Genomic DNA, 13282 nt, shown 5'->3' with positions numbered 1-13282 from the left:
ACCACGCAAGTGGCCCGCCACCAGCGACATCGGGGTGTAGCGCAGCTTGGCAGCGCGCTTCGTTCGGGACGAAGAGGTCGTGGGTTCAAATCCCGCCACCCCGACAGTGAAGTACCAGGTCAGGGGCCTGATCCGCTTAGCGGGTCGGGCCCCTGAGCGGTTTATAGGACCTCCTGGGAGAAATTCGGGAGGAAAATCTCGGATGTCGACACCTATTGACGCGTCTTCAGCTGCTCCTACAGAACGGCGTTCAGGTGTGTCGCGCGGCGGGGGACGCGGACGCCCGGGCATCGGACCCCTGGCTCACCCCTCGGGCGCGAGAGCCACTGCTAGCGGCTCCGCCCGCATCTTCCGTGTGATGCGCGAGAGCGCGCCTTCGATGCCAGGCGTGCCGACAGCAGTTTCTGGGAGGAAGCTTCGCTGCCAGTAGCTGCTCTCAATGCGGCAGAACCCTAGCTTCCATCAAGGCCGGCGCACAGCGCGGGCACGGCCAACTCGACGGCACGGTCTGCCTCCTCCCCGCTCCGAGCTGGACACCAGCAGCGACACCTCCGGCGCGAAGGTAGGGACGCCAGCGGCAAGCAAGGCTGAGACTGGCCCATGACACGTCACTTTGTCATTCGTCACGTCCCGTAGTCAGTTTCAAGTCGAACGGACTGAACTTGTAGTCCGCTGGCAAGTCCGACCAGGCTCCACCTGGGAATGTGACGAATGACTCCCCCTTGTTAGTGATATCCGTATGCCCTTCCTTTCCATCCGCCACCCAAAGGAGCCGCGCTTTCCACTCCACGTACTCGTGCGACTGACTCACAAGCAGCAACACTTCTGGCTCACCAGAGGACACCTTGTAAGGGAAATCGATCGACTTCTCCTCCGGGTCAGTCGACTTTCTGAGCGTGAAGTTCGGTTTTCGCTCGTCGAGATTCACATCAAATAGACGGGGAGGAACCCCTGCACCGCAGCCCATAGGGAATTCCATTGTGTGGCCAGTCAGCTCCTTTTTCGTTTGCACGAAAACCTCAAGACCCGTCAGAACGATGACCCGCTCCTCCTTCCCTGTCACCGTCACCTCGACCTCATCGCCGGTTGGGACCTGGGACCCGGTTGACTTCAGGACTTCATCGGCGATGGGATCTATGTCATTCGGATTCGGGTTGCTTCCGAGTTGGGAAATCTTATCGATCAGCACATCAGCCACCTGATGCACATCTCCTGATATTAGCCAAGTGTTGCACGTCGACCACCGTGATGCCTTAGCAGTCACGGCCGGAGGCTTGGGTCCATCATCATTGAAGATCCCCTGAATAAGCGACACGCCTCCCTGCTGCAACCATCCCCCCAGCGCACCTACTGCCACAGCCGAGACAGCCGCCACGAATCCCGGACTCCGCCACCATGCCCTAGCCGTGTTGTTTCCTCCCGCGCCAGATCCATCACCGTTTCCTCCGCTTCCCCTCTGGTCGACCATTCCCTGCTCCCCCCTCCAATTCCTGCCTACGCAACCACATCACGGGTGCAGCTCGCCTTTTCATTACCTCCACCAAATCTCAGCATATAGATCGACAAGATGTTGGCCACTCATTTCAGAAATTCGATCGACGACGATCGAATCTTCATTTTTGATCTCTTCGACGGATGAAGTATGCGACCGTCGACGATCCAGAGCGTGTCGACTCGGCAGCGAGGAGGGCGCGTCGCAGTGGGTGCGCAGGGAGAACGGATCGGACCTAGCAGGCGCCTGCGACCGCGATCATCTGAAGGTCGCGGCGCCCCGGGCTGGCTGGCTCCATGTCGAGACCGCCGGATGGCCACCTAAGTTACGGGGCCATCCGGCATCTGGGGGTTTACTGGCGAACTCTGAGACGATCCCGCAAGAGGTCATCGAGCACTGACACCGGTGACGAACCGCACATGGATAACCGCGAGTCCAGTGAGGCCTCCCACTCGACAGTGAGGTGAACCTTCAGCTGTTCGCGCATCTCCCGGGTGATGTGCGAGTAGCGCGCCTGTACCGAGCCGTCGATGTGGCCCATGCGCTCGTCTATTAGCTTCGGCGGGGTACGGAACCCCTCCATGCGCGTCTTGTGCGTGTGGCGCAGGCCGTGGGGGGTGAGCCCTTTCGCGACCGGCACCCAACAGGCGTCCGCTCGTGCTTGAGATCCTCTCCCCCGAACAGGTACGCCCGGCCAGGGGTCGGCGAGCAGCGGGACCGGCCGCGCATCTTGCGGGGCCTTCTTCGGGTACCAGCCGGAGGTAGCTGGCGTGAAGAGCCAAGTAGCGAACCCGTTCCGTCGCCAGTGCGCAGCCCGGTCTACGGCACCCCCGCCTCGGGTGAACCCGAGAGCTTTGACGGCCTCCCGTACTCGTGCCTTGGTGGCTTCAGCAACGAACTCCGGTCGGTTGAGGACGTTGGACACGGTGCCCGTGGAGACGCCGGCACGTCTCGCCACATCGACCACCTTCGCGCCGATCTCGCCCGTGCGAGAAACGCCCTGCCCACGGAACATGTAGGTGTTGGCGTGGCAGGCACACGGCTTGGGCTGAGTGCGCGCGACGTGACCCGTCCAGAGGCACGTGAGCCACTGTGGCGCGTCGATGGTGCGGTAACTGTCGTCCTCGGGAGGGCAACGTTCGCTCTCTCTCCCCCCCGAGTCGAGTTCATAGCGTTGCCATTCCACGCGTACTGCCGCTCGCCGGATGAACTCGGTCTCCAGCCCGACGATTTCGCCCCAGCGCATGCCTGTGCAGCCCTTGGTGACGACAGCAACGAATTCGTCGTCGCGCCCGGAGAAGAGAGACGCGCGCTCAGGGCACAGGAGGATTCCGAGCGGATCCGTGACGACCTTTTCGGGTCCGCGGTCGCGTGACCGGCTCGCGCGTTTTCCCCTGCCACGCCGCTTGGTAGCGGGGTTGGCGCTGATGAGTTCGTCGTCTACCTCGTCTTCGAGGACCAGGTGAAGGGTGCCGCGCCACGTCATCACGCTCGATATGGCGTAGAGAGCCTTCTCCTTCTTCTTCCACGCGTCGACGTCCGTGCGCTGGATCGAAGCAAGCGGGTGGTCCTCGAACTCCGGAATTAGGTTTTCTTCCAGGTGCCGACGGTAGTTCTGCATTGCGGACGCGGCGCGATCCTGCCCTGCGTACCACCCCGAGGCGTACTCGCCGAAGGCGATCTGACCGGCTTCCGGATCCTTCCACGTGCGGCCCCGCACCTTGGCTTCTTCGGCATCGGCGGCTTGCTTGGCTTCGCGCTTCGTGCGGAAGCGAATGCCGTTCTCGTCGAGTACCCTGCCGTACTTGCCCTTCGAGATTTTGAAGCGGCCACGCCAGTACGTGCCGCGATTCTCCGGAAACCCCATGTTTCCCCTGATCACGAGCGATGGGGGGAGCCGAAAACGACTCCCCCCATCGCGGCCTTTCGCCAGTTCGTCAGACGGCGTTGCGCATCCGTCGGGGGCGTCGCGCCCTCAGTTACGGCGCTGGCACATGATCCGCGGGCGCGTCGAAGTACTTTGACCTCGGCGCGCAGGGCAACCAACTCGTCGTAGCGCTCCGTCTTGTCCTCACCGCACCACTCCCGCACCGTGCGCAGGGCGGCTGCCTCCGCTTCCAGCTTGCGGTCGTCCCGACGCTGGTACGAGTAGTAAGCCGGGCGAGCCCGCTCCTCGTTCAGTGCTTGCTACTTGCGGTCCACCTCGGGCAGGATCTCCTCGGCCAGGAGCCGGGCGACCTGCCGTGCGATCCGCTCGGCAACCAGCCAGCCCGCCGTGCAAAAGCCGTTGCGGTCCTCGTGGACCATGGGATCACCCCGTAGGCCGGTGGGATCTGTGCCAACAAGTGGTGCCGTCTCGTCGAGCTGGCCCAACTCCAGGACCCCCGCGTCAGCCACCGCTCTACGCAGACGCAAGTGGCCCTTGGGCCGGACGAAACCGAGAATCGTCCGGGGCACCTCGACGCGCTACCCCGGACTTCCCTCGACGCCTCGGCCAGAGCCAGCTCCGCCGTGTCATCCGCTCTGAAGGACTCGACGTCATTCCACAAGGCCACCAGGCAGGTGGGGCTCACCCACTCCTGCAGGCCAGCCTCATATGTCTGATTTCCGCCGTCCCACCGGCAGGAACCTGAGAGAAGATCACGGTCAGCTGCTTCCAGGGGGATCTCACATGACCGACCAGCACAACCGCACCTGCGGGCGCCCAACCCGCTCCGGTAGCCCGTGCAAGATCCGGATATCGGGCTCGGACGTGGCGTGCGGCACGCATTCCATGGAGCAGGACAAAGCCGTGGCCGAGGCTCACCGACGCGGATGGAGTGAAGGCTACAAATCCGGCAGCGAGAGCAGCGCGAGCTCTTCCAACTCCCGGATCGAACGACTGGAACAGCGCGTCAAAGAGCTTGAGGAACAACTGGACGACGCGAAACGCGTGTACGAGATCGACGGCCATCAGGTTGTGGATGTCGGCGGATACGCCTACCGCTGGCGCGGGAGCACACCGCTTGAGGTCGGCGACCGGGTACTGCTGCCCGAGAACTACGTGAGTCGCATGAAGAACGGGCCCGGCTCCACCCTGGGTGTGGTGAGCAAGCTCGGCACCACCTATCGCGGGCCTCTGTCCGACATCGTCAGACGAGCGCCCGCGACGGGCGAATAAGGCGAAGTCTCCATCAATTGGGCCCAATACGAGCACTAGTCTTCGAGGAAGCGCACTCGGTGGGTCGCACTCTGTCCCAGGACGCTACGCCTCTGCGGCTCCCATGAGAGCAAGATCATTAACTGTCAAGGTTCTCCCCCAGCGTGGAGCGTGTCCTGGCGATCTCGGACTCGGCATGTTCGTGAGCATCGTGGGCCCGGTCTGCAGCCCTTTTCCCGATGGCCAGGAATCCGAAGAGCCCCGTGACGAGCCCAACCAGGACTGCGCTGACGCTCGCGACACGGGCAGCTGAGACCGCGTAACGAAGATTCAAACGGGCTGCGCCTCGCTGTCCCTGCACCCATCGTTTCCTCGCGGAGTCGGCAGCATTGGCCGCGCCCGCAGCGCAGACCTCGGTCAGAGCCGCGAAAACGAAGGCCGATGCCATGACGCCGCTCAAGGCCGAGCCCACGCCGACGAGAACTCCTCCGACACGGTCTCCCGTCGACGGCCGGTCTGTAAGAAGAGCCGCACCGATGCAGTAGCCGGACATCCCGAATAGCGAGACAGCGAGCCAGGTCCAGCCGAGCAACGCCACTCCTGGCCCCACCTCTCCCACTTCCTCCGATTGATCCCCACCAGGACGTTCCTTCTCGTTACGCTGGTGCCCCTGGGACGCCTGAGACTCGCGATCCCGCCCGTGGTCCGGTCTGGACGTCTGGTGGTTGTTGACGTCTCCATACACATTGCCCGCGATGAACACGCCGGGCCCGCGATTGTGCTGCCCGCTCCGGCTCTCAGAGTCAGTCGTGTCTGCCATGCCCCGCACCGTGGTTGATGGTCAGACCGCCTTCAACATTTCCGTTGATGAAGGTGCCCGTACCGTGATTGTGCTGGTTGGCCACGGAGATCTGACGATCCTGCCGGGCCAGAGACACCAGTTCCGCATACGCGACCGGTTCCGACTCCGCGAGTCGTACGAGCACGGGAGCCCACGTGATCGCGGCGGCCCGTACGACGGCCTCACGGTGGCCCGCCGGGGCCTGGACCACAGCGGTCCGATCTCGGTCCAGACGCTCAAGCTGAGCCGCTGCCTCGTCCTCTTGACCGCTGCGTCGGATCAGACGGCCAATGACCTCACGGACCCTCTGGTACCCGTCCTGGGTCGCCTGGGTGAGGAAGGCCGCGGCCATGGTGGTCGCCGCGAACGTCACTTCGTCCACTTCGGGTCCCCCCAACTGGTCGCAGCACTGTACCCACGCGTGCCGCAGGTGGTAGCCGGAACGGTTCATCCCGCATCTCAGACCGGCTCAAGGGGTGCTCGGACTCAACTCAGCAATCCGCCAATGGCGTTGGCGAGCGCTTCGCCTCCTTGCTGGACTGCAGTGTCCACAACCAGCGCGGGCAACGCCTGTGCGATCCCGCGCAGTGTGCCGACCTGAGGCGCATCGGGGGTCGCGAGTGAGGTGTCGACGGAGTCCGCCATCGCGCGCAGGACGGTGACGTTCTGCAAGTCCACCGCGTTGCGGTCGACGTCCGCGCGGAAGGCGGCGAGGAGGCCGCGCACAGCGTCGACGTCGACAGTGCCTTGTACCGAGGCGGACTGATGGATATGGGAGTTGTTCTGTCCCACCACGTTCTGTAACGGTGCGTTGTTGGCACCGCCGATGCTGATGCCCGAGCCATGGTCCGGAACGGGTTCGGGGCGACGCCGTCCTACAACCACTACTTGCCTCCCTGATTCTTGTTGTCCTGGCCGACACCACTGATGCCGCTGCCGGCGACATTCTGGATGGGGGCGTTGTTGTCCCCGTAGACGAGGATGTTGTTGGTCACGGTGGCGACCTGCCGTTCGTACACAGCCAGGTCGATCCCCTGCTCGTCGAGGTACTCGGCGACGGTCCGGAAGACACAGGACTGAATCAGAACAACGTGCCTCTTGGCGTCGTCGCTCTGGTGCATGTCGGTGACTTCCTGGGTGGAGTACCGGTCGCGCAGGCTCACCGGGTCTTCTTCCTCTGCGCGGCCTTCGGCCTTCTCGCCAAGGCGGGCGACCAGTCGCCACACGGCCAGAGGGCCCATGACCGTGTCCAGGAGTGACTGCGCGGCAAGCCACTTGAGCAGATGCGCTCCACGTGTCCGGGCCGGTTTGGCAGTCACCCGTAGCTCGTTGTAGAGCGGTGTCATCACGTGTGGCCGGATCGTCAGCCGCAGCTCGCCGGCCTCCAATGCGGCATGTACGAACACGCTCACCACGATCTGTCCGTCCCAGCTGATGCACTGGGCCCGCAGATACAGCCGGTCCGGCACACCGGAAGGGGACCTGCGTCCCAGACCGCTCAGGTCGGACAGCTCCACCTTCGTCGCACGGGTGCGCTGCAGCCATCGAGCCGCCGGCAGGCCGAGTATGCGTTCCATCGAGAACCCGGGAAGCGGATCAGTGATCTCCCTGGCGCCGCGGCCCAGTTCGTTGAGGGCGGTGCCCACGCGTCGGAGAAGTTCCGCTTCTCCGAACGGTTTGACCGAGTCCTCGGCGTCTTTGGCCTTTAGGGGGATGCTGATGCGAGCAGGCCCCCAGACATCGCGTCCGGCGCCGACAAACTGCTCCGAGGCATCGTAGGGCAACGCCAACTGCGACTGGTCCTTGCTGATGTGCGACATCCTGCGTCCGGTCTTGGCCGCAACCCACGGCAAGCCATCGGACGACACGCCTTCTCGCGCCAGGGCACCCAGCGCAGCCCTTGCCACAAGCCGGTCGGCCGCATACGCCAGTGCGACGACCGCCGCCAGCCCGAAGGGGAACAAGGCCAGTTCGAGTCGCAGCTGGAACACGTCGGCGCCTACGGGTCCGTATGGCAGGAGTACGAGCAGCCAAGGGGTTAGCAGCACGGCATACGCCAGGCGGCGCGAAGGCGCCCACCCTGTCCGGCCGGCCCTGCGGAGTGCACGGAAAGCAGCCCACCGTAGGAACAGAGCGACGACGACGGCAGCAGCCCAGATCGCGAATGCCCACGGCACCGTATAGGCGACCAGCCCACACAAAACCAGGATGCATGCGCGCCGCGCCCACCGGCGGCGGCGCGCACGAAGGCTGTGCGCCGTCACCGGAACAAGGTCGAAGCCGTAGGACGGCACAGGCAACGGCGGACCGTGCAGCACGTGGTCGACAACCCACTGCGCAGTCGGTTCGCCCAGGGGCGGACAGTCGTCGCTGCCCTCCAGATAGATCGGCCGCCTGGTACTGCGCCGAGGCTTCTTGGCCTTACCCGCTTTGCCTCGAATTCTGCGCCACCACGCCTTCACGGCCTTCACCCGGTCAGGACGCGCATAGACGGCCTGGCACAACAGCTGCGTCACTTCGGACGATGTGGGGTCCACCTCCGCGGTGCGATTGACCCCCGAAGCGACAGGGTTCACCTGAACCGGGACGGCAGGCCACTCGGCCTCCTCCGCCCGCGCCCTCCCCCGAGCACGCACGCCCCAACCCACCGCCATCCCGCTCCCCCGTTCATCGACAGGCGGGCATCTTCACGGTGGACGGCAAGAACCGCCAGAGCACAAACGCGACAATGAGCGCAATCTTTCCGGATAGCTGAGGATTGGCCGAAATTGCCTCCGATTTACCTGGCATCCAGGCCGGGCCCTGGTGCCGCTGCAGGTAGCCACAGGCGCGAGGTTGGGCACCGAAGACATATCCCATGCTGCCGGGACGTAGCATCCCGACGGTGTCCATCATGTCGTGGCCCTCGCGTGGTCGACCGAGTGCAGGAGCAGCAGGTCGATGGCGGGCACGTACGTGCGGCGCCGTGCGGTCCGGCCCTGCCGACCGCAGAGTTGTTGCGACCGCGTACGGCAGGCGCAACTCAGTGGACGCTCCGCGCAGGCACTGCGTCCGAGACACCTCGACGACGCCGTTCCATCACCAGCAAAGCGGCCTGGTGCGAGCCGATCTCGCCTGCGCCGCCTGCCACACGCCGCCCGCCTCCGTCGCATTCAACAATCTGACGCAGCCCGGCCGACTCCCCCTGCCTCGTCTGATCAATCTGGAGCCACCACAGTCGGATGAGCCTTCCGAAGTTCTGCGGCTGAGAAATTATCGACGATGGGGACTTCGGCAATCGACCGCTACCGGTACCTCTGTTGCATTGCGGGCGTACGGAGAGCAGCGATACGGGTGCATCGAGTGACCCTCGCGGGTCCACTGTGCAATGAGGGATGCCGAATGTAAACATTCTTCACACGATTAGGTGACCCGACAGGGGTTTCGCGCTGAGGTGATTTCGACGGGAATCCGGTCTGGTCCGAGCTTCCGCCTGTGGGAGTCCATGATCGCCATGGGAAGGTTGTGCGACCCAGACGGCAACGACACGTGGCGGCTGATCATTCTCGACTGCATCACTCCCTGTTTTCGTTCTCTCTCCACAAGAATCTCTCGCGATTTTCAGGTCGAGCGAGAAGATCTTCAATCAGCCATGGTGACAACCGCATTGGAGGTATGGGAAGGCACTGTCATGGACACCTCACCACGCCACATCAGGGACCGAATGGTCAAGGCTACCTTCGATCTGGCCTTCCAGCTTGGGAATACCACCTGCTCTGACTTCTCGGTGGATGACGTCGGGGTATTGATCCAGCCGGATTGGAATGCCCAGGACTCCGCGCTCAGGGCATCGTCAATCGATGTCAACACTGTCCGTGACGCCGACGTCGCGGAGCAACTCAGAGGTGAGCGAATCGGAGCTCTGCTTCATGTGCAGGGCCACTCCGAAGTCCTTCGCGGTCTCCACGAAGGACTTCGCGACGGTAGCCGTTCGGGGTCAGCCAGCCGGTCAGTGCGCTCTTCGGAGTTCTCACGATCCCGGATCTCGAACCCGAACCTCTACTACTGCATATCTGATCTCTACCCTTCGTTCATCGGGCTCTGAGAGGCCGCGTACGTGATGGGTATCGCCGACTCTGCTGCGCATCGGCTCATCAGGGCAGGGCAGTTTCCTTTCCCTGCGGCGAGGGCGGGACGGGGCTACAGGATTTCAGTCAGGGCCCTCATACACCGCAAAAACATTTCAGACACCATCGTCCATGTAGACGATGTTGAGAACGGTGCCCTCCACGCGAGCGGCGGGCTATGAGCCATGCTGTCGTCTGCTGAATGCAGTTTTGCTCTTCCGCGAGAAGTTCCGGGGCAAGGTCAAACTCTGGCAGGGCGTTCGGGGTGACCATGAGTCTGCCCTAAGTTGTTAGGTGGCTCTGAAGATGCGCAGACTGGTGGTCAGCAGGCGCCACTACGCTCGCCGGTCATGGACTGGCTGGAGCGTGCCGCGAGACTGAGGCAGTGGACCAGGAGCGGGACCCGTGCTCCGCACAAGCCGTTGCTGTTGCTGTACGCCCTCGGCCGGTTCCAGCAGGATGCCGCCGGCGAACTGCGGTACAGCGCGGTGGAGGAGGATCTGCAGCGGCTGCTGACCGAGTACGGTCCGCCGAACAGGACCACTCCGGCCTACCCGTTCCACCACCTGGTGAGCGACGGCGTGTGGGAGGTACGCACCGATCGCGGACCGGGCAGCCCCGGCACCGGGGTGCGGGAGTTGCGGACCGCGGGGGCCGCGGGGCGACTGGCGCCGGAGCTGCGGGCGGCGCTGCGACGTGAACCGGCACTGCTCGGCCGGATGGCACGGGTCCTGCTCGACCTGCACTTTCCCCCTTCGCTCCACGCCGACCTGTGCGATTCCGTCGGCCTGGAGCTGGAGTCGGCGGAGGCCGGAACCGGACAGTTCTCGGCGGCCGCGCGGAAGCGGCGGGATCCGCTGATGCGGGAGCGGGTTCTGACGGCCTACGAGTACCGGTGCGCCTTCTGCGGCTACGACGGCAGGATCGGCGCGGTGCCGGTCGGGCTGGAGGCCGCGCACGTGCGCTGGTGGGCCTTCGACGGCCCGGACGACGTCGAGAACGGGCTGTGTCTGTGCTCGCTGCACCACAAGCTCTTCGACATGGGCGTCCTCGGTGTCGGTGACGGCCACCGCGTTCTGGTCTCCCAGCGTTTCGTCGGCCACAGCCCAGCCGCCCGCGAACACGTCATCGCGCTCGCCGACCGGCCACTCATCGGGCCTCAACCGGGCGCCCCGCCCGTCGCGGCGATCCACCGCTCCTGGCACATCAGTCAGGTTTTCCACGGCAGCCCCCGCCCCTCCGCAGCCGCCTGATCACTGGTGGGCCTGTCACTGACGGGCTCATCACTGACGATGAGCCTGCGGCAGTACTTGGCAGAGCCATACAGTGCTGGCATGTTCGAGACGATCCGTTGGCGCTGTCACGCGCGCGTGGCCGACCGCCGTGGTGCCGAGCGAGTGGTCGAGCGCATCGGGGATCTGATGCCGCACACCACCGCGGCGTGAGGTTGTTGTCGCCCGCCTGCTCGGCGGCAGTGGGTGTCGGGAGTCTGGCCCTCGCCGCGGTGGGGAGCTGGAGTGGCCTCCTGCTGGTCGTGCGGGGGCAGGTCGTTCCCGGGTGGGGCGTGAGTGCGGCGCTCCTCGTCATGGCGCTCGTTCTTCGGCGGGCGCTCGCCCGGGCGGATCAGCCGGCGCCGGTGACTGCCGCGCGCCTCCCGCGGAAGCGAACCGGGCGAGCCGTGTGGGTACCGCTGGGGACTCGGCTGCTGATCGTCACGGCGGTGTTCGGTATCGCAGGTGGAGCGGTGGGCGATCTCGTCATGGGCGCGGAGTACCACGTGCTGCGTCCCACGGGGCCGGGAAACTGCACGGCAGTGGTGCGCGAGGCATCCTTCCTCATGAGCGGCGGCGGCGAGGCGTACGCCGTGGGGCGCACCGGTCTGGCCCTTGGTGTGGCGGGCTCCTGGACCGTCGACGATGGTTATCGGCCTGTCGACTCAGGCACGTACGCGTTGGAGTGGGGGCGGGACGGTGGTCTTCTGCGGATCAGCGGCACGAGCACCGACCCCGTCGTCAGCGGGGGTTCGGCCGACATCGACTGCGGATGGTGAGCCGCCACCGGCGACCGCTCACGACGACGGCAGTCCGGCCTTGGCCGCCGCAGCAGGTGTCGGCAGGATGCGCAGTCATGTAGGCGAGAGCTGTCGGCGATGAGGTGTGGAGCCGCGCCGGAAAACTGTCATCGGTGTTCACCGTGCACCGTGGCGAGCAGCGGGAGTCGTACGACGCCCGGAGGAGAGGCCGCGGCCCGGGACGCCGGCCGCCGTTCACGGTGGGCCCATGGAGATGCGCGGGACTCCTTTCGATGTAGCCCGCTCGGGGGCGTACGGGGGCCGAGCTCTTCGTCGAACTGCTCTTCCTCGTCGGGATGTTGCGCATACCGGTGCTCGTCTTTCAGAGAGGTACGTGGGTCCCGTTCGCCGGCTCCGGCGTCTGTCTGTTCCGGGAACTCGGCCGCGCCAACAGCGCGCTCGGTGAGCTCTCCGTTCTCCGGAACGAGCAGCGGCAGGAGCCGGCCCGGGACCACACCCTCCACCGACGCGGCCGGGTGTCACTCTCTCCCCCCCCCCGGTCAGATCGGGACCGCCACCCCCGTGAACGTCGTCTCCGGGGTCTGGGGGGTCGTGAAGCGGGCGTTGACCAGGTACAGGCGGTTGGCGAAGCGGGCCGCCGTGGTGGGGACGTCGAAGCGGGGGTCCGTGATCGTGCCGGTCAGGGTGGCGTGGGTCGAGGACCGGTTCAGGTGGAACACGCTGATCACGTTCAGGCGGTTCTGGACCACGTACAGGGTGCGGCCGATGCGGTAGAGGCCGTCCCCGTTCACGACGTCCGTCGCGCCGGTCAGGGTGATGCGGGTGGCGTGGCCCGTCCGGATGTTCACCTTGTACAGCTCCCCCGGGGTGCTCTTGACCACGATCAGGGCGCGGTCGTCGGGGGTGCCCACGACGCCGTTGGCGTTGTTGACGTCGGGGAGCTGGACCCAGTCCCCGGTGAGCGGCAGGGTGCGTACCGCTCCGGAGCGGCCCCTCGGGACTCCGTACAGCGCCGCCGCGCGGGAGTCCGTGAACCATGCACGATCACCCAGCAGCGTCACGTCGTTGATGAAGTGGCCGGTGGCTTCCGTCAGTTGGTGTGTTGCCACGACATCTCCCGTGCGGGAGTCGTGTGTACGGGCCACCCCTGTATTGCCCGCCACGTACAGCAGGCCGTCGTGGTCGAGTTTCAGGCCCACCGCCACCAGGCCGGCGGCCCCCGCGAAGAGGATCCCGCCCTCGCCCGTCCGCAGGTCGGTACGGTAGATCGCGCCGTTCGCGCGCGAGCCCATGTACGCGTACGGCTTTCTGCCGATGGCTATGCCCTCGGGGAGGAAGCCGTCGGGAAGCGGGAACTGCGTCGGCCAGGTGGCGGGGGAGTTCGCCGCCGCCGCGTTCGCCGTTCCTGTCGCCGTCGCCGTCCCCGCCGCCACCGTGAACGCGGCGAGCGCCGCGCCGCCCAGCAGCGTGCGGCGGGAGGGGTGTTCGCGGGTCGTGCGGATCGAGTGGGTCATCGTTCCTGGCCTCCTTGGAGGGTCTGAGAACTTCAACTCCGTACGTGCCGTGCGTTCATCCTGGCTCAACCTCGCCCCGCCCATCCCGCCCGTGCCCCGCATCGACAGAGGATCGACAGCTTGACGGTCCCCCTGCGGGTACACCACTGCGGGTACAC

Annotated in this window: 11 protein-coding genes and 1 tRNA gene; 5 read left to right on the top strand and 7 right to left on the bottom strand. The window is 65.4% G+C overall.

Features of this window, described 5'->3' with window-relative positions; genetic code table 11:
- Positions 1-30 precede the first annotated feature (30 nt).
- A tRNA-Pro gene (locus C6Y14_RS20255) sits at positions 31-104 on the top strand.
- Positions 105-616: 512 nt separating this feature from the next.
- On the opposite strand, the gene C6Y14_RS20250 is transcribed toward C6Y14_RS20255, so the two are convergent.
- From C6Y14_RS20250 to C6Y14_RS45710, 3 genes are all read right to left on the bottom strand, one after another.
- Positions 617-1468 carry a hypothetical protein gene (locus tag C6Y14_RS20250; protein ID WP_159074288.1) on the bottom strand — a complete coding sequence of 284 codons (852 nt, stop codon included), beginning with the start codon at positions 1466-1468 and terminating at the stop codon, positions 617-619.
- A gap of 376 nt (positions 1469-1844) precedes the next feature.
- Positions 1845-3359, bottom strand: a complete 1515-nt coding sequence (locus C6Y14_RS20245; protein ID WP_107018239.1) for a helix-turn-helix domain-containing protein — start codon at positions 3357-3359, stop codon at positions 1845-1847.
- Positions 3360-3679: 320 nt separating this feature from the next.
- On the bottom strand, positions 3680-3889 hold the full coding sequence (locus C6Y14_RS45710; RefSeq protein ID WP_318658063.1) for a hypothetical protein: 210 nt from the start codon (positions 3887-3889) through the stop codon (positions 3680-3682).
- Between the two features lie 274 nt (positions 3890-4163).
- Here C6Y14_RS45710 and C6Y14_RS20235 point away from each other — a divergent pair, with 274 nt between their 5' ends.
- The gene (locus C6Y14_RS20235; RefSeq protein ID WP_225891172.1) at positions 4164-4652 is read left to right on the top strand and encodes a hypothetical protein; all 489 of its coding nucleotides are present in this window, start codon (positions 4164-4166) and stop codon (positions 4650-4652) included.
- 782 nt (positions 4653-5434) lie between these two features.
- Here C6Y14_RS20235 and C6Y14_RS20225 read toward each other — a convergent pair.
- The 3 genes from C6Y14_RS20225 to C6Y14_RS20215 form a co-directional block, all read right to left on the bottom strand.
- Positions 5435-5854, bottom strand: coding sequence for a hypothetical protein (locus C6Y14_RS20225; RefSeq protein ID WP_159074287.1), 420 nt, complete (start codon positions 5852-5854; stop codon positions 5435-5437).
- A gap of 104 nt (positions 5855-5958) precedes the next feature.
- Positions 5959-6357, bottom strand: a complete 399-nt coding sequence (locus C6Y14_RS20220; RefSeq protein ID WP_107018133.1) for a hypothetical protein — start codon at positions 6355-6357, stop codon at positions 5959-5961.
- Positions 6357-7988, bottom strand: coding sequence for a hypothetical protein (locus C6Y14_RS20215; protein WP_225891171.1), 1632 nt, complete (start codon positions 7986-7988; stop codon positions 6357-6359). The genes C6Y14_RS20220 and C6Y14_RS20215 overlap by 1 nt, the downstream gene beginning before the upstream one ends.
- 968 nt (positions 7989-8956) lie before the next feature.
- Here C6Y14_RS20215 and C6Y14_RS44155 point away from each other — a divergent pair.
- The 3 genes from C6Y14_RS44155 to C6Y14_RS44730 all read left to right on the top strand — a co-directional run bounded on the left by C6Y14_RS44155 (position 8957) and on the right by C6Y14_RS44730 (position 11628).
- Complete coding sequence (locus C6Y14_RS44155) at positions 8957-9556, top strand: hypothetical protein (protein WP_159074286.1); 600 nt, start codon at positions 8957-8959, stop codon at positions 9554-9556.
- Between the two features lie 372 nt (positions 9557-9928).
- On the top strand, positions 9929-10831 hold the full coding sequence (locus C6Y14_RS20205; RefSeq protein WP_107018131.1) for a phosphorothioated DNA-binding restriction endonuclease: 903 nt from the start codon (positions 9929-9931) through the stop codon (positions 10829-10831).
- 467 nt (positions 10832-11298) lie between these two features.
- Positions 11299-11628, top strand: coding sequence for a hypothetical protein (locus C6Y14_RS44730; protein WP_213084354.1), 330 nt, complete (start codon positions 11299-11301; stop codon positions 11626-11628).
- 521 nt (positions 11629-12149) lie between these two features.
- Here C6Y14_RS44730 and C6Y14_RS20195 read toward each other — a convergent pair.
- Positions 12150-13124: an SMP-30/gluconolactonase/LRE family protein gene (locus C6Y14_RS20195; protein ID WP_107018129.1), complete on the bottom strand. Its 975-nt coding sequence runs from the start codon at positions 13122-13124 to the stop codon at positions 12150-12152.
- Positions 13125-13282: the final 158 nt, after the last annotated feature.

Source organism: Streptomyces dioscori, assembly GCF_003024195.1.
GTDB classification, from domain to species: Bacteria; Actinomycetota; Actinomycetes; order Streptomycetales; family Streptomycetaceae; genus Streptomyces; species Streptomyces dioscori.
Note: the sequence above shows the minus strand (reverse complement) of the source record. Positions and strands in the feature narration are given on the sequence as shown.